The sequence below is a fragment of the Streptomyces sp. 7-21 genome, assembly GCF_016741785.1.
Classification (GTDB): domain Bacteria; phylum Actinomycetota; class Actinomycetes; order Streptomycetales; family Streptomycetaceae; genus Streptomyces.
This window is the reverse complement of sequence record NZ_JAERRL010000006.1, coordinates 74,429-90,255: the sequence shown is the minus strand read 5'-3', so window position 1 is coordinate 90,255 and position 15,827 is coordinate 74,429. Positions and strand designations below refer to the sequence as shown.

Below are 15,827 nucleotides of genomic sequence, written 5' to 3'. Positions count from 1 at the left end.
GCCCAGGGCAGGTCAATACTCCGGTGGCCCGTCAATTCCCCGCTGTCACCTGCCGTTTCCCCGTCCGTCCGGGGCGCGGTGCCCCCCCGGGCGCACCCGGCGCCCGCCTTCTGGGCCTGGTACGGCACAGCAGACCGCCCGCTGCCGTCGCGTGCGTGACGCGACGGCAGCGGGCGGGGGAGCGAAGGCGAGCGGTGCGGCCCGGCGGCCCTCAGGCGCGCGACGGGGTCACCGCCCACAGCTGGTTCGCGCCGGAGCTGGGCGGCCACACGGAGACCGGGGCGCCGTCGTGAGTGGCCTGCCCGGTGACGTCGAGCACGTGGCCGGTGGCGGCGTTGACGAAGGTGAAGGTGCCGTCGCCGGTGGTCGAGGAGATCCACTGGGCGGCCGCGTCCGGGCGGCCCTGGCGCGGCTGGAGCACCAGCTCCCCGTCGCGCACCGCCAGCTGCCCCAGGCCGGCGCCGCTGGACAGCTCGTAGCGCTGCTGGTTGTCGTGGCCGCGGGTCAGCTTCCGCACCCGCCACGACTGCGAGGGGTCGGCGGGGTCGGCGTCCCGGATGACCACGGTGCCGTCGTCGTCCGCCGCCAGTGCCCGGCCGCTCTGCACGCCGGTCAGCTGGTACTCCTGGCCCGGCTGGAAGGCGGCGGCGTCCGGCGCCACGCCCGCGACACCGTCGATCAGGAACGTCGTCACGGACTCGGCGGGCACGGTGACCGTCGCGGAGCCGCCGGTCACCGGCACGGGAGCCTGCTCGGCGAGCGCGCCGCTGGCGTCGGTGACGACCGGGGTGACGGTGGCGCCGGGCGCCACGCGGCCGAACTTCGACAGGTCCAGCGTGACCTCGCGCGCCTCGTCGGTGCCGTTGACGTGGACGACGGTGGCGCCCCGGCCGTCCGCGGTGACGGCGGCGGTGCTCGACGGCTCGTCCGTCGCGATCAGCCGGTCGCCGGGCTGGATGTAGTGGGTGAAGTTCCGCGCGGTGTCGAACTTGGTGTTGGTGCGGATGGGGCAGGTTTCAAGGGTGTCGCCGGCCGTGCAGTCGAACGGAATCTGGATGGAGCCCCAGTTGCCGCCTTCGGGGAACTCGCCGCCCGGCGCCATGTTGTTGTAGTCCTCGACCGGCTGCCAGAACACCCAGGCGGTGGGCTCCAGTTCGCGCAGGTCGTCGGTGATGTGCTGGGCCAGGCCGAGGCCGGAGGCCATGTCCGTGAAGTCCTGGCCGTCCGGGTCCCAGTCGCCGCCGACCTCGCTCATCCACAGCGGCGCGCCCTGGGCCTTGGCGATGTCGCGCACGGCGGTGCGGCCGCTGGTGCCGTAGGTGTGGACGTTGAGCTGGCCGACCAGGTCACGCACCTCGGCGGGGTACGACTCCCAGTTGGCGGCGAACGTCGCCGGGTTGGTCTCGTCCATCGCCGAGATGACGGCGCCGGTCTCCGAGGCGCGCAGCTCCCCGGCGAGGGCGCGGATGACGCGCTGCTGGAGCTCGGGCCCCATGTGCGCACCCTCCTGCCTGCCGCCTACCGGCTCGCCGTCGGGGCCGAGCTGGGTGCCCCAGTAGTCGGTGTTGGGCTCGTTGAACGGGTCGAGGGTGTCCACCTCGATGCCGTGTGCCTCCTCCAGCCGCTCCACCACGCCGGTGAGGTAGGCGGCGAAGTCCGCCACGGCGTCGGGCCGCAGCTGGTCGGTGCCGGGGTCGAAGCCGCCGGAGACGTAGCCGCTGACGGTCATGAACCACGGCGGCGAGTTGCTGAACGCCTCCCAGTGGTCGATCTCGTCCTTGATGCGCTCCACCCACCAGCGCTGGGTGGCGTCCGCGTCCGGGTTCCAGTCGTCCGGGTCATCCGCGCTCCACCAGTCGGTGTCCTCGCGCGTGGTGCCCTCGGGCGCGCGCCACCAGCCCTCGACGGCGCCGCCGGCGCGCAGGTAGTCGGCGACGTCCGGGGCGTTGCCGCCGCCGATGTTGTACCGGGCGATGTTCAACGCCAGGCCCTCGTCGCTGAAGAGCAGGCGCGCCAGCTCCTCGCGGATCTCGTCGGGGTAGTCGCCGGTGGCGTTGGCGAACCACACCAGGCTGGTGCCCCAGCCCTCGAACGGCTGGCCCTGGTAGGAGGGATCGGGGGTGACGGTGACGCCGTTCGCGGCCCCGGCGCCGGCCGCGGGCTCGGCCGCGCCCGCGCCCGGAAGCGGCCCCGCGGCGAGGAGCCCGGTGGTGGCGAGCGCCGCGGCGGCTGCGGCGGCCAGGCGGGGCGCGGACCGGGGTTTCAGGGGCATGACAGCATCCTTCGCTGAGCGGTTCTGATGGATGTTGACGTAAACATGGGGGAGTCTGCGTGATGTCTACCGGTGCCCCGACCGGGCGTCAAGGGGTGCGGCGCCGCCGGATGGCCCGCCGCACCGGCACGCCGGGCACGCTGGCGCCGGGGCTGCCGGACGCACGGCACGGCCCAACCCGGCAGCGGAAGCGCGGGTTGGGCCGTGCTGGAGCAGCCGCCGCTCGCCGCACCGGCGCGGTGGCCGGGGCCGGCGGTGCGCCGGCGGTAGTCCGGGCCCCCGGTCCCCGGACCGCCGCCGCCCTCCCGCCCGCCGGCCACACGCCGCGCCGGGCCGGTGGCGCGGACCGGTCAGGCGCCCGGCCGGTTCGCCGAGGCACCGGAGGCCGGGCCGAACGCGGGCTCGGGCACCTCGTCTGGCTCCAGCAGCACGCTCTCGCGTCCGTCGGGGCCGACCGCGCGGTCGCCGTCGATCGTCACGCGGCGCAGCACCCGCCGGTGGTCACCGGAGTCGTCCACGCCGTAGTGCTGGGTGGCCCGGTTGTCCCACAGGGCGACGTCGCCGGGCCGCCACTGCCAGCGCACCGTGTTCTCCGGCCGCTCGATGTGACCCTGGAACAGGTCGAACAGCAGCCGCGAGTCGCGCGGCGGCACACCCTCGATCCGGCGCACGAAGTTGCCCAGCAGCAGGCCGCGCTCACCGGTCTCGGGGTGGACGCGCACCACCGGGTGCTCGGTGCGGAACCGGATGGAGGTGAACACCTCGCGGTACCGGGCGAGCTGGTCGGCGCTGGCGTCGGGGTGGAGGGCCGCGTAGTCGAACTCGTTGGAGTGCACGGCCCTAAGCCCGTCGGCCAGGGCGCGCAGCGGCTCGGCCAGCTCCTCGTAGGCGGTGACGGTGTTGGCCCACAGCGTGTTGCCGCCGTAGGGCGGCACCGTGACCGCGCGCAGGACGGAGAAGGCCGGGTAGGCGGGCACGAACGACACGTCGGTGTGCCACTGGTTGGCCCGGCCGCCGACCCCGGAGTCGACGGCGAACGCGTACCGGCCGTCGGCCGAGGGCACGGTGGGGTGCGCGACCGGCGTGCCCAGCAGGCGGGCGAACGCCTCGTGGCGTTCCTCGTTGAGGTGCTCCTGGCCCCGGAAGAACACCACCTTGTAGCGGAGGACGGCGGCGCGGATGGCGGCGACCGTCTCGGCGGGCAGGTCGCCGCCGAGGCGCACCCCCTCGATCACGGCGCCGATGCGGCCGCCGAGGCGGGTGGTGAGCAGGCCGTGGGGCGCGGGCACGGACCCGGCTGAGGACGGAGCGGAGGACGGCGAAGCGGCCGTGGTCATGGCGGTATCCCTTCGCTGCGGCATCGCGGGGAATGCGGTCGCCGCATGGTGCGGCGGACCGCGGCACCGCCCAGGTCACCGCCGGGCGGGTGCCCGCGTCAACCGGAAACGGCCCGGTTCGCCCGATTGTTCACGTGACTGCACAACGCGCACACCCGGCCGCAATGTGACGAACCGTCAGCACGTCAGGTATACAGCCGCTCGATCTCCTCGGCGTACACCTCGGTGACTACCTGCCGCTTGACCTTCAGCGAGGGTGTCAGCATGCCGTTCTCCTCCGTGAACTCGCCGGGCAGCAGCCGGAACGCGCGGATCGATTCCGCCCGGGAGACCGCTTCGTTGGCGTAGTCCACGGCCCGCTGCACGTCCGCCCGCAGTTCGGGGTCCTCGCACAGCTCCTCGAGCGGGGTGTCGCGCGGCCGCTTGCGGACCGCCAGCCAGTGCGCGACCGCGTCGCGTTCCAGGGTGATCAGGGCGGCGACGAACGGCCGGCCTTCGCCGACGACCACGCACTGCCCGACCGGGGGCCGGCTGCGCAGCCGGTCCTCCAGGACAGCGGGGGAGACGTTCTTGCCGCCGGAGGTGATGAGGATGTCCTTCTTGCGCCCGGTCAGGGTGAGATAGCCGTCGTCGTCGAGCCGGCCGAGGTCGCCCGTGGCCAGCCATTCCCCGGTCCGCGCGGGCTGGTTCTCGTAGCCGGCGCTGACGAGCGGGCCGCGCACCAGCACCTCGCCGTCGTCGGCCAGCCGCACCGCCGTGCCGGGCAGCGGGTGGCCGACCGTGCCGGGGCGGGGCGCCAGCGGCGGGACCAGCGTGGCGGCCGAGGTGGTCTCCGTCAGGCCATAGCCCTCGTACACCAGCACGCCGCAGCCCAGGAAGAACAGGCTCAGCCGCCGGTCCAGCGGCGAGCCCCCGCTGATGGCGTAGCGGATGCGGCCGCCGAGCGCCGCCCGGACGCGGCGGTACACCAGCAGGTCGTACAGCCCTCTGGCCAGCCGCAGGCCGAGCGACGGGCCGGGGCCGGTGCCCTCGTACCAGCGCAGCAGCGCCTCGCCGTACGCCACGGCCACGCGGTCGGCCCGGTCGAACGACGCGCCCCGCCCCATGGTCTCGGCCATGGCGCGCGCCGTGTCGTGGATCTTCTCGAACAGGTACGGCACGCCGACGAGGAACGTCGGGCGGAACGAGGCGAGCTGGGGCCGCAGTTCGTCGGGCTTGATGCTGGGGCACTGGCCGGTGACGATGCGGGCGCGCAGGCAGGCGATCTGGATGGTGCGGCCCAGCACGTGCGCCAGCGGCAGGAAGACCAGAGTGGACGGCTGCTGCCGGGAGATCTCCTCGAAGACGGGCTTCAGCAGCGCGGTGAGGGTGGCGGTCTCCGCGTGCAGGTTGGCGTGGGTGATCACGCAGCCCTTGGGGCGCCCGGTGGTGCCGGAGGTGTAGATCAGCGTCGCGGTGTCCTGCGGCGACAGCGCGGCGCGCCGGGCGGTGATCTCGGACTCGGGCACGTTCTCGCCGAGCGCGGAAAGCTCGGCCATGGCGCCGGCATCCAGCTGCCAGGTCCGGGGCGCGGGGCACGCGCCGGCCAGTTCGGCGGCGGCCGCCTTGGCCGTGGCGGCGTGCTCCGCGGTCTCCACGATGAGGAACCGCGCGCCGGAGTCCCGCAGGATCCAGGCGAGCTGCTCGGCCGAGGAAGTGGCATAGACGGGGACGCTCTGCCCGCCCGCCGCCCAGATGGCGAAGTCGAGCACCGTCCACTCGTAGCGGGTGCGGGACATCAGCGCGACGCGGTCGCCCGGTGCCAGGCCCGCCGCGACCAGGCCGCGCGCCGCGGCGGTGACCTCGCGGGCGAAGGCGGCGGCGGTGACGGGCAGCCAGCCGCCGGCCGCGGCGCGGCGGACCACCACCTCGTCCGGCGCCTCGGCCGCGTTGGTGTACGGGACGTCGGCCATGCTGCCCTGAGCCAGCGGCTCGATGAGCGGCCCGGTCCGCACCTCCCGCACCGCGCCGTCCTCGCGTACCACCTCGGTGGTGACGCGGGACGCGAGGTCGCGCCGCCGCTTCGCCCGTTTCAGGTCCTGGCGTATGCCCATCGGTCGCCTCCGGTAGGGGTGTCGGGTGTGGGGGGTGGGGGACCGCCGGGATCGCCGCGCTAGCGCTCCAGGATCGCGGTGACGCCCTGGCCGCCCGCGGCGCAGATGGAGATCAGGCCGCGCGCCGTGACGGTGCCGTCGTCGGCCGGTCCGCCGCGCTCGGTCACGCGCTCGTGCAGCAGCTTGGCGAGGGTGGCCACGATCCGGCCGCCGGTGGCGGCGAACGGATGGCCCGTCGCCAGCGAGGACCCGGTCACGTTCAGGCGCGTGCGGTCCACCGGTCCCAGCGGCCCGGGCAGGCCGAGCCGCTGCTCGCAGAAGCCGGGGTCCTCCCAGGCGGCGAGCGTGGCCAGCACCTGGGAGGCGAACGCCTCGTGGATCTCCACCAGGTCCAGGTCGGCCAGCTTCAGCCCGGCCGCCTCAAGCAGCCGCGGCACGGCGTAGGAGGGCGCCATCAGCAGGCCGTCCTCGCCGCTGGTGAAGTCGACGGCGGCGGTGCGGGCGTGGCTGAGCCAGGCCAGCACCGGCAGGCCGCGCGCCGCCGCCCACTCCTCGCTGGCCAGCAGCACGACCGCGGCGCCGTCGGTGAGCGGGGTGGAGTTGCCCGCCGTCATCGTCGCGTCCTCGCCGCGGCCGAAGACCGGGCGCAGCCGGGCCAGGGTCTCCGGGGTGCAGTCAGGACGGAGGTTCTGGTCGCGCTCCAGGCCGCGGAAGGGCGTGAGGAGGTCGTCGAAGAAGCCGCGTGCGTAGGCGGCGGCCAGGCGCTGGTGGCTGGCCGCCGCCAGCTCGTCCTGCGCCCGCCGCGTCACCCCCCACTCGCGGGCGGTGCGGGCCGCGTGCTCGCCCATGGACAGGCCCGTCCTGGGCTCGGCGTTGCGCGGGATGTCCGGCACCAGGTGGCGCGGCCGCAGGCCGGCGAGCGCGCGCAGCCGCCGCGGCAGGCCGCGGGCGCGGCGGGCGCGCAGCAGCAGGCGGCGCAGGTCGTCGTTGAGCGCCAGCGGGGCGTCGCTCGCGGTGTCCACGCCGCCCGCGACGCCGCAGTCGATCTGGCCCAGCGCGATCTTGTTGGCGACCAGCAGCACGGCCTCAAGCCCCGTGCCGCACGCCATCTGCACGTCGCAGGCGGGCGTGCGGGGGTCGAGCGCGCTGCCGAGCACGGTCTCGCGGGTGAGGTTGAAGTCCCTGCTGTGTTTGAGCACCGCGCCCGCCGCGACCTGTCCGAGGACCTCGCCGCCCAGGCCGAACCGTTCCACCAGGCCCGAAAGCGCGGCGCCGAGCATCTCCTGGTTGGAGGCCGTCGCGTACGGCCCGTCCGCCCGCGCGAACGGCACGCGGTTGCCGCCGACGATCGCCACGCGGCGCGCCGTTCCTGCCATCGCCGTCTCCGTCTCCCTGTGGCTTGTGCCGGCCCGCGCCGGACCGGACACTTAACTTTTCAGTAGACTTACCAATGGGTAAGGAGGAAATCAATGGCCGACCGCTACCAGAGGTTCGTCTCCAGCCGGACCGGCGCCTTCCTCGCGCGCCGCCTGGGCCTGCCGCGTCCCGTGCCGCTGCGCCGCTACCAGCCGGGACAGCCCGTGCTGGCCGGCCCCGTGACGCTCGGCCAGGCCGAGGGCGCCCGCGCGCACAAGGCGCTGCGCGCCGTGCTCGACGCCTGCGGCGCCACGGTCGCCGACGGCGGCGAGCGGCCCGCCGCGCTGGTCTACGACGCCACCGGCATCGAGGAACCCGCCCAGCTCGCCGGCCTCCACGCGTTCTTCCACCCCCGCATCCGGTCGCTGGCCGCCTGCGGCCGGCTCGTCGTCCTCGGCACCCCGCCCGAGGCCGCGGCCACCCCCGGGCAGGCCGCCGCCCAGCGCGCGCTGGAGGGCTTCGTCCGCTCCGCCGGCAAGGAGCTGCGCAACGGCGCCACCGCCCACCTGCTCTACCTCGCCCCCGGCGCCGAGGAGGCGATGGAGTCCACGCTGCGGTTCGTGCTCTCCGCCCGCTCCGCCTATGTCTCCGGGCAGGCGCTGCGGCTGGCGGCGACGGACCACGCCGCCGCGCCCGGCGACTGGGACCGCCCGCTGGCGGGCTCCACCGCCGTCATCACCGGAGCCGCGCGCGGCATCGGCGAGGCCATCGCCACGGTGCTGCGGCGCGACGGCGCGCGGGTGCTGTGCGTCGACGTGCCCGCCCAGGCCGAGGCGCTGCGCCGCGTCGCCGGGCGGCTGGAGGGCGAGCACCTGGAGCTGGACATCACCGCACCCGACGCCGGGTCCCGGCTCGCCGACCGCCTCGGCGCCATGGACGGCGGCCCGGTCACCGTCGTGCACAACGCGGGCATCACCCGCGACAAGACGCTCGGCCGCATGGACGCCGACCGCTTCAACGCGGTCCTCAGCGTCAACCTCCTCGCCGCCCAGCGGCTCACTGACGCCCTGCTCCCGCTGCTCGGCGAGCGGAGCCGGATCGTGGCCGTCTCCTCCATGAACGGCATCGCGGGCGCCGCCGGCCAGACCAACTACGCCGCCAGCAAGGCCGGCCTGATCGGGCTGGTGCAGGCGCTCGCCCCCCGGCTCGCCGACCAGGGCGTCACCGTCAACGCCGTCGCCCCCGGCTTCATCGAGACCGCCATGACCGCCGCCATGCCGCTCATCCCGCGCCAGGCCGGGCGCCGCCTCAACAGCCTCAGCCAGGGCGGCCTGCCCGTGGACGTCGCCGAGGCCGTGGCCTACTTCGCCTCGCCCGGCAGCGCGGGCGTCACCGGCCAGGTGCTGCGGGTCTGCGGCCAGTCGCTGCTGGGAGCGTGAGGCCCGTGGCCACCGTGGAGTTCCGCACCCCGCCCCGGCTCGGGCCGAGCTACGCCCGCGCCCTGCTGCCGCGCCGCCGCACGGGCGGGCCGCTGCCCGGCGACCGGCTGGTGCTGCCGCACGCCGCCGCCGACCCGCGCCGCCTGGCGCGCTACGCCGAGGTCTGCGGCTTCCCCGCCGGCCCGGGCGGGCCGATGCCCGCCACCTATCCGCACGTGATGGCGTTCCCGCTGGCCATGGCGCTGATGGCGCGGCGGGACTTCCCGCACGCCCTGCCCGGGCTGCGGCACATCGCCCTCCGCCTGGAGCAGCGGCGGCCGATCGGCGCGGACGAGCGCCTGGACCTCGCCGTCTACGCCAGCGGCACGCGGCCGCACCACCGCGGCACGGCGTTCGACGTGCACGCCGAGGCGGCCGACGCCTCGGGCACGGCCGTCTGGCGGTCCGTCAGCACCTACCTCGCTCCCGGCGCGCCGCCGCCGGGGACGGCGCCGGCCCCCGCGCCCGGCGGCGGGGCCGACGAGACGCCGGACGGCGGCTGGGTCACCGATGAGGTGTGGGACGTGCCCGCCGCCACCGGCCGCCGGTACGCGGCGGTCTCCGGCGACCGCAACCCGATCCACCTCCACGCCCTGGCGGCGCGCCCGTTCGGCTTCCGCCGCGCCATCGCGCACGGCATGTGGACCGCGGCCCGCTGCCTGGCCGCCCTGGCGCCCCGGCAGCAGGACGCCCTCACGCTCGACGTCCGCTTCCGCGCGCCGGTGATGCTGCCCGGCCGGGTGCGGTTCCTCGCCGCCGCCGGCGCGTTCCAGCTCCGCCCCGCGGACAGTCCGGCCGGCGGCGCCGGGCGCCCGCACCTGTCCGGCACGGTGGGCGCCCCGGCGGACTGAGCGCAGCGGTCAGCCCCGCGGCTGCGCGGCGCCGGAGGGCTCCCAGACCTGGCCGGCCAGCACGTTCCGCATGCCCACCCAGACCATGTTCATCAGCCGCCGCGTCATGGCCTCCGGGGTCTGGCCGGGGTGACGGTCCATCCAGTCCGTGAGCGAGTCGGCCGCCCCCACCAGCGCGTGGGCGACGAACTCCGCGTCCGTGTCGCCGAGGACCACCGGGCCGCCCGACCCGCGCTCGATGCCGTCGCGCACCAGCGCCGTGACCTCGGCCATCACCGACTGCCGGGCCTGTGCCATCGCCGCGGCGATCGCCTCGCCCTGCTGCGGTGCCTGCCGGTGCAGCAGCACCCAGCTGTCGCGGTGCTCGGCGACGAAGGTGAAGAACGCCGTCAGCCCGGCCCGCAGCCGCTGCTCCGGATCGGGGCCGGCCAGGTCCGCCGCCTGCCGGAAGGCCGCGGCCAGCCGCTCCGACTCCCGCCGCACGCAGGCGATGAACAGGCCCTCTTTGGAGCCGAGATACAGGTACACCATCGGTTTGGAGATACCGGCCAGCTCCGCGATCTCCTCGACCACCGCCGCGTGGTACCCGCGCCCGGCGAACACCTGGAGCGCCGCGTCGATGATCTCCTGCTCGCGGACGCTCCGTGGGAGCCGCCGCCGGGGCCTGCCATCACTCACACTTGCCAGCCTAACTGCCCCCGGACTAATCTTACTCGCAGGTAAGTTTACCGACGAGTCAAATGAGTCAGCTGAGGAGACCCGATGGCCGACGCCGTGCCCGATCTGGCGAGCCTCGATTTCGCGAGCGTGACACCCCAGGAGTTCGCCGTCCTGGTCAAGCGGACCCCGGCCAAGGAGCTGGCCGCCTTCCTGCGCGGCGAGCCCCGCGCCCGGGTGCTGGCGGAGGTCTTCGGGCGCATGGAGCGCCAGTTCCGGCCCGAGAACGCCGGCTCGCTGGACACCGTGATCCGCTGGCGCATCACCGGCGCCGACGGCGAGCCGGAGGCCGTGTACGAGACGGCCATCTCAGGCGGCCGCTGCACCGTGCGTGAGGGGGCCTCGGACGCCGAGCCGCGCGTCACCCTGACCATGACCGACACGGAGTTCCTCCGGCTCGTCTCCGGCAACGGCAACCCCGTGACGATGTTCATGACGCGCAAGCTGAAGGTCAGCGGCGACATCGGGCTCGCCTCCGGCCTCACCCGGCTGTTCGACATTCCGAAGGCGTGAGCGGCATGAGTGCGTTTTCCCTTGCCCTGACCGAGGAGCAGCGCGACCTGCGCGACTGGGTGCACGGCTTCGCCGCCGACGTGGTGCGCCCCGCCGCCGCCGAGTGGGACGAGCGCGAGGAGACCCCCTGGCCGGTCATCCAGGAGGCCGCCAAGATCGGCCTGTACGGCTTCGAGTCTCTCGCCGAGATGTTCGGCGACCCCACCGGCATCACCCTCCAGATCGCCAATGAGGAGCTGTTCTGGGGCGACGCGGGCATCGGCATGGCCCTGTTCGGCACCTCCCTCGCCGTCGCGGGCATCTTCGCCGCGGGCACCCCCGAACAGCTCGCCGAGTGGGTGCCGCAGTGCTTCGGCGACGAGTCGTCACCGCAGGTCGCGGCGTTCTGCGTCTCCGAACCCGAGGCCGGGTCCGACGTCTCCGCCATGCGCACCCGCGCCCGCTACGACGAGGCGCGCGACGAGTGGGTGCTCAACGGCCAGAAGGCGTGGATCACCAACGGCGGCATCGCCAACGTGCACGTCGTCGTCGCCTCCGTCGAGCCGGAGCTGGGCGCGCGCGGCCAGGCCGCGTTCATCGTGCCGCCCGGCACGCCGGGGCTTACCGGCGCCCGCAAGATCAAGAAGCTGGGCCTGCGCGCCTCCCACACCGCCGACGTCTTCCTCGACGACGTGCGCGTCCCCGGGCACTGCCTGCTCGGCGGCAAGGAGCGCCTCGACCGCCGCCTCGCCCGCGCCCGCGAGAACGCGCAGGGCAAGGACAGCAGGGACCGCAAGGACGGCAAGGGCGCCAAGGGCGGCCGGCAGGCGGCCATGGCCACGTTCGAGATCAGCCGCCCCACCGTCGGCGCCCAGGCCCTGGGTATCGCCCGCGCCGCCTACGAGTACGCCCTGGAGTACGCCGGGGAGCGGCGGGCGTTCGGCCGGCCCATCATCGACAACCAGGCCATCGCCTTCGCCCTGGCCGACCTGCGCACCGAGATCGACGCCGTGCGCCTGCTGATCTGGCGCGCGGCCTGGATGGCCCGCAACGAGGTGCCGTTCACCGCCGGGGAGGGCTCGATGGCCAAGCTCCGCGCGGGTGAGCTCGCCGTGGCCGCCACCGAGAAGGCCATCCAGATCCTCGGCGGCGCCGGCTACAGCCGCGAGCACCCGGTGGAGCGCATGTACCGCGACGCCAAGATCTACACCATTTTTGAGGGCACCAGCGAGATCCAGCGTCTCGTCATCGCCCGCGCCATCTCGGGCCGCCACATCCCGTGACGTCCGCCGGGTGCCCCGCCGAGCGCGGCGGGGCACCCGGGCCGCGGGATCACTCCCCGCTGTCCGCCGGCTCCGTCGCGGCGCCGCCGTCCTGGCCGGCGGGCCGGCCGGCCGCACCGCCGCGGGGGCGGTTGTCGATGACGATCCGCGTCACGGGCCCCGGGGGATCGTCCGTGGCGGGCGACATCTCCTGGAGCGCCTCGCTGACGCGCTGGTACACCTCGGCGGCCAGGGCCCGCGTCCCGGCCGGTGTGGCCGGCGCGGTCCGCGTCCGCCACAGCGCGCCGATGACGGCGATGAGACTGCGGCCGGACAGGTCTGCCTCGAGGGTGCCGTCCGGTTTCTCCCTGACGTCTCCCGGCAGCCGGAAGTGCTCGTCCCGCGCGGTCTGTTCGACGAGAAATGCCCACGTGTCGCGATGGCAGGCGATCTCCGCGTAGGCGACGCCGGCGGCGAGTTCCAGCAGATCGTCGTGGTCGCCCGGGCCGGACGTCGCCGCCGGCTCTTGGCCGGGCGGCGGAGTCCCGCCGGCACCGGCCTCCTGGCGTCCGGCCGTGAGGGCGTCGGCGCGGGCCTCGGCGGCCTCCTGGCGGAGCACCGCGATCTCCCGCAGCACCTCGCTGGCGTTCGTGCGTTCGCGTGCCAGGAGGCCGTTCATCTCGTTCAGCAGTACGCGCAGTTCCGCGAGGCCGCCCCTGGTCGCCTCCGACAGCTCGTTTCGCTGCTGCCGGTGCTCCTGCCGGAGATCCGCGAACCCCCTCAGGATGAGATCGGTGAGTTCGCTGCGCACCGCGTCGATCTTGCTGTCTAAAGCCGAGCGCAGCCCGTTCACTGCGCGTTCGAGCTGGTCGATCTGCTGCTGGAAGTCCCGCCTCGCCACGAATCGCCCCCTTGGCTGCCGTCGCCGTGTAGCGGTGGCATCTCTTTCCGTGACCGCGCGCGGTAAAGCAGCGTTTTCCAGACGATCCGGTGACGGCCTCATCAACCGCACGCCGCTGCGTGGCACGACGCGGGGACGGCGGCCGGGATGTTCCGGGAAAGACACGCGAAGCGCCCTACGCTCAGCACAGTGGATTCCCTTCAGCAACCGGCGGCCTGGCGGCGGTCCGGGCGGCCCGTGGCCAATGCGGCGCGGGGAGCGGTCAGCCTGCTGCTCGCGTGTCATCCCGGGCCCGTCGCCATCGTCACGCTGCTGTCCGGCGGTCTGGCCGTGGCGGCGGGGGCAGACGGGCCCGGAACGGTGCGGGTTGCCGCGGCAGTGCTGGCCGGCCAGCTGTCGGTCGGCTGGGGCAACGACGCCGTGGACGCGCGGCGCGACCGCGCCGCCGGGCGGCGCGGCAAGCCCGTGGCGGCCGGGGCGGTGAGCGCCCGGGGCGTGGGCCTTGCCGCAGCCGTGGCGCTGTGCCTGTGCGTGCCGCTGTCCCTGGCCTGCGGGGTGCGGGCCGGGCTCATCCATCTCCTCGGCGTCGCTGCCGGGTGGGCCTACAACCTGGGGGTGAAGGCCACCGCGCTGTCGTGGCTGCCGTACGCGGCGGGCTTCGGGGTGCTGCCGGCGTTCGCCGCGCTGGCCGCGCCGGCGGGTGCGTGGCCGGGGTGGTGGGCGGTCACCGCGGCGGCGCTGCTGGGCGTGGCCGCGCACCTGGGCAACGTGCTGCCTGACATCCCCGCCGACCTGGCCACCGGTGTGCGGGGCTGGCCGCAGCGGCTCGGCCCGGCGGCGGCACGGCTGCTGCTGCCCGCGCCGCTGGTCGCGGCCACGGCCGTGCTGGCGCTGGGGCGGCCCGGCCCGGGCGCCCTGGCCGCGCTGGCGCTCGCGGTGCCGGTGTCCTTCGCGGGCGTGGTGGCCGGGCGCCGGCACGACGGGGCGCCCTTCGCCGCCGCGGTCGTCGTGGCGGGCGCCGATGTGATGCTGCTGCTGGGCCGGGGCACCTCGCTCGGCTGACCGGCGGGACCGGTGCCCGGCCCGGCGCCCAGCCGGGCGGCGTTCAGCGCCGCGTGGCGTTCTCCGGCCACGGGGCGACGCGTTCGGGATTGTCCTCCGGCACGGTCCGGCCGCAGGAGGAGCATTCCCACTGCGGATTGTCCATCAGGTAACCGTCGTTGGTGAGATGGACCTCGCGGGCCAGCGTGCCCGTGGCGCACCGGCAGCCGATGGCCTCAACAATCGTGCGCATGCGCCCCACGCTAGTGCGGTGGGCGCCCGCGCGTAAGGGCGCGCGGCGCGTGAGCGCGGAGCGCGCGCTCGTTCCGTGCCGCCGGCCGCGTCCCCGCGGCCCAGCGGAACCGCGGGAACACGGCGCGTAGGGTTACATGACGTCAGGACCGGCCAGCGGTACGGGACTTGCCGCGCACGGCGGCCAGCCAGGCGCGGCGCAGCCGGTCCAGTTCGGCGCGTTCCGCCGCGTTCCACGGGCGGTCGCCGTGGTCGAGCACGTAGCGGCGGATCGCCTCGTTGGCGGCGGCGGCGTCCCGGGTTCCCGGCGCCGTGGGGGCGGCGGTCAGCGGCATGACGGTGTCTCCCCTCCGCTCGGGTCGTCCTCCGGTTGCTCCGGCTTCCCGGGCCGGTCCACGGCCGTCCCGGGGGCATCGGCGGCTCATCCGGGGGCCGCCACCAGAGGTGGCGGCGGGACGCTGGGCCGGTTGTGCCCGCCCGCTGGGTCGCCGGGACGGCGCGGGCACCCCAGGCAGCGGTACGCGGCGGGCCCGCCGTCCCCGGCCTCCCGCACGCGCGGCCGGGAGCCGGGGCCCAACGGCGCGATGCGGTGCAGCCGCCGGCCCAGGCGGCGCTCCACGGCCTCGGCGGACCAGTGCCGCGCCAGCTCGCCGGTGGTCACGCCCATGGCCTCCGCGATCCGCCGCTGCGTCGCCCGCCGGTCCCTGGCCTGGCGCACCAGCACCGCCTGGAGGTCCGTCAGCTCACGGAGCAGGTCCCGGACCAGCCTGAGCGACGTCAGCGGGGTGTCGGCGCAGCACAGGTCGTCGGCCCGCGCGTGCCGGGACACCTCGGTCAGCCGCCGCGCCGCGTCCTCGGCGAGGCGCCCGGCGCAGTCCGCGTACCACTCGTCCCGGGGCGTGGGCGCCGGCCCGGCGCGGTACGCCGCGTCGCGGCAGCGCTTGGTGCAGTACTCCCGGGGGCGGCCCGTGCGGTTGGGCTCGAACTGCGCCCCGCACCGGGGGTTCTTGCAGGTCATCACCGCCGCTCACCCCGCAGTAAGTCACTGGCATAGGACGCGGTGGTTTCACCGGCCGCCCCATGCGGAATACTGCGGGCAGCACGTCGCTGCGGCCGCTCCGCCATGAGCAGCCGCCGTGGCGTTATGCGATCAGGAGGCATCCCAAATCCTTCCTGTTTCGTATGGACATCGCTCAGAAGAGAGCCCGGCTCGGGCGCCAACCGTGGGCCGGGCTCCTTCGTAGCCGGGACGGTACACGCCCACCCTCCGCTGTGCCAGGGTCACCAGACGCAATCAAGCTCTGAGCGTCAGCACAGCGGCGAAAGGTGTCAGAAGTGAAAAAGGGCCGATCAAAGTCGGCCTGAATGCGGCATCTTACGGCCATTCCGGAGCAGGGCTCGACGGCGACCGCAGGGCAGGAAAGGGGAGGGGAGAGGGAGGGGAAGAACGGCCCGCTCCCGGCGGCGGCTCAGCTCTCGTAGCCCTCGACCTCGCGCGGCGAACGCAGCGCCGCCTCGTCCGGATCGCCGCCGTACTCGCTGCGTGCCCGCCGCTGCCGCAGCAGGTCCCAGCACTGGTCGAGCTGCACCTCCAGGCCGTCCAGCCGGCTCCGTTCCTCGGCCGACAGGCCCTGCCCCGTGGCACGGTCCCGCAGCACGCGCTCCTCGGCCACCAGGCCGCCGACGCGGGCGAGGATGTCCTTGTCGTCCATGGTCCCCAGGCTAGGCAGCGGCTCGCCGGGCCGCATCCGCTGCACGGCCCGGCGCACCCCCGG

General features: G+C 75.0%; 15 protein-coding genes. 5 read left to right on the top strand and 10 right to left on the bottom strand.

Translation table 11 applies throughout. From position 1 onward, the window contains the following. Positions 1–211: 211 nt before the first annotated feature. The 4 genes from JK356_RS09730 to JK356_RS09715 all read right to left on the bottom strand — a co-directional run bounded on the left by JK356_RS09730 (position 212) and on the right by JK356_RS09715 (position 7,078). A complete protein-coding gene (locus tag JK356_RS09730) occupies positions 212–2,272 on the bottom strand; it encodes a glycoside hydrolase (RefSeq protein WP_201867219.1) in 2,061 nt (686 codons plus the stop codon). Positions 2,273–2,622: 350 nt separating this feature from the next. After that, positions 2,623–3,609, bottom strand: a complete 987-nt coding sequence (locus JK356_RS09725; RefSeq protein ID WP_201867218.1) for a TauD/TfdA family dioxygenase — start codon at positions 3,607–3,609, stop codon at positions 2,623–2,625. A 185-nt stretch (positions 3,610–3,794) separates the two neighbouring features. Further along, entirely contained in the window at positions 3,795–5,702 is a 1,908-nt protein-coding gene (locus tag JK356_RS09720) for a long-chain fatty acid--CoA ligase (protein WP_201867217.1), read from the bottom strand. A 59-nt stretch (positions 5,703–5,761) separates the two neighbouring features. Further along, the gene (locus JK356_RS09715) at positions 5,762–7,078 is read right to left on the bottom strand and encodes an acetyl-CoA C-acetyltransferase (protein ID WP_201867216.1); all 1,317 of its coding nucleotides are present in this window, start codon (positions 7,076–7,078) and stop codon (positions 5,762–5,764) included. A 93-nt stretch (positions 7,079–7,171) separates the two neighbouring features. On the opposite strand from JK356_RS09715, the gene JK356_RS09710 reads away from it, so the two are divergent. After that, a complete protein-coding gene (locus JK356_RS09710) occupies positions 7,172–8,497 on the top strand; it encodes a 3-oxoacyl-ACP reductase (protein WP_201867215.1) in 1,326 nt (441 codons plus the stop codon). A gap of 5 nt (positions 8,498–8,502) precedes the next feature. Continuing rightward, a complete protein-coding gene (locus JK356_RS22180; protein WP_307815504.1) occupies positions 8,503–9,387 on the top strand; it encodes a MaoC/PaaZ C-terminal domain-containing protein in 885 nt (294 codons plus the stop codon). A gap of 9 nt (positions 9,388–9,396) precedes the next feature. Here the strand turns inward: JK356_RS22180 and JK356_RS09700 are convergent, their stop codons facing one another. Next, positions 9,397–10,065 (bottom strand): TetR/AcrR family transcriptional regulator, encoded by a 669-nt coding sequence (locus JK356_RS09700; protein ID WP_201867214.1) that lies wholly within the window; start codon positions 10,063–10,065, stop codon positions 9,397–9,399. Between the two features lie 84 nt (positions 10,066–10,149). On the opposite strand from JK356_RS09700, the gene JK356_RS09695 reads away from it, so the two are divergent. After that, positions 10,150–10,617 (top strand): SCP2 sterol-binding domain-containing protein, encoded by a 468-nt coding sequence (locus tag JK356_RS09695; protein ID WP_201867213.1) that lies wholly within the window; start codon positions 10,150–10,152, stop codon positions 10,615–10,617. 5 nt (positions 10,618–10,622) lie between these two features. Continuing rightward, complete coding sequence (locus JK356_RS09690; protein ID WP_201867212.1) at positions 10,623–11,879, top strand: acyl-CoA dehydrogenase family protein; 1,257 nt, start codon at positions 10,623–10,625, stop codon at positions 11,877–11,879. Positions 11,880–11,928: 49 nt separating this feature from the next. Here JK356_RS09690 and JK356_RS09685 read toward each other — a convergent pair whose 3' ends face one another. Continuing rightward, a complete protein-coding gene (locus JK356_RS09685) occupies positions 11,929–12,759 on the bottom strand; it encodes a hypothetical protein (RefSeq protein WP_201867211.1) in 831 nt (276 codons plus the stop codon). A gap of 189 nt (positions 12,760–12,948) precedes the next feature. Between JK356_RS09685 and JK356_RS09680 the strand changes: the two genes are divergently transcribed. Next, positions 12,949–13,821 (top strand): UbiA family prenyltransferase, encoded by an 873-nt coding sequence (locus JK356_RS09680; protein ID WP_374100634.1) that lies wholly within the window; start codon positions 12,949–12,951, stop codon positions 13,819–13,821. A 43-nt stretch (positions 13,822–13,864) separates the two neighbouring features. Here JK356_RS09680 and JK356_RS09675 read toward each other — a convergent pair whose 3' ends face one another. The 4 genes from JK356_RS09675 to JK356_RS09660 form a co-directional block, all read right to left on the bottom strand. Then, entirely contained in the window at positions 13,865–14,053 is a 189-nt protein-coding gene (locus JK356_RS09675) for a hypothetical protein (RefSeq protein WP_201867209.1), read from the bottom strand. Between the two features lie 142 nt (positions 14,054–14,195). After that, positions 14,196–14,387, bottom strand: a complete 192-nt coding sequence (locus JK356_RS09670; RefSeq protein ID WP_201867208.1) for a hypothetical protein — start codon at positions 14,385–14,387, stop codon at positions 14,196–14,198. Between the two features lie 86 nt (positions 14,388–14,473). Next, on the bottom strand, positions 14,474–15,070 hold the full coding sequence (locus JK356_RS09665) for a hypothetical protein (protein WP_201867207.1): 597 nt from the start codon (positions 15,068–15,070) through the stop codon (positions 14,474–14,476). Positions 15,071–15,521: 451 nt separating this feature from the next. Next, a complete protein-coding gene (locus JK356_RS09660; protein WP_201867206.1) occupies positions 15,522–15,764 on the bottom strand; it encodes a DUF2630 family protein in 243 nt (80 codons plus the stop codon). Positions 15,765–15,827: the final 63 nt, after the last annotated feature.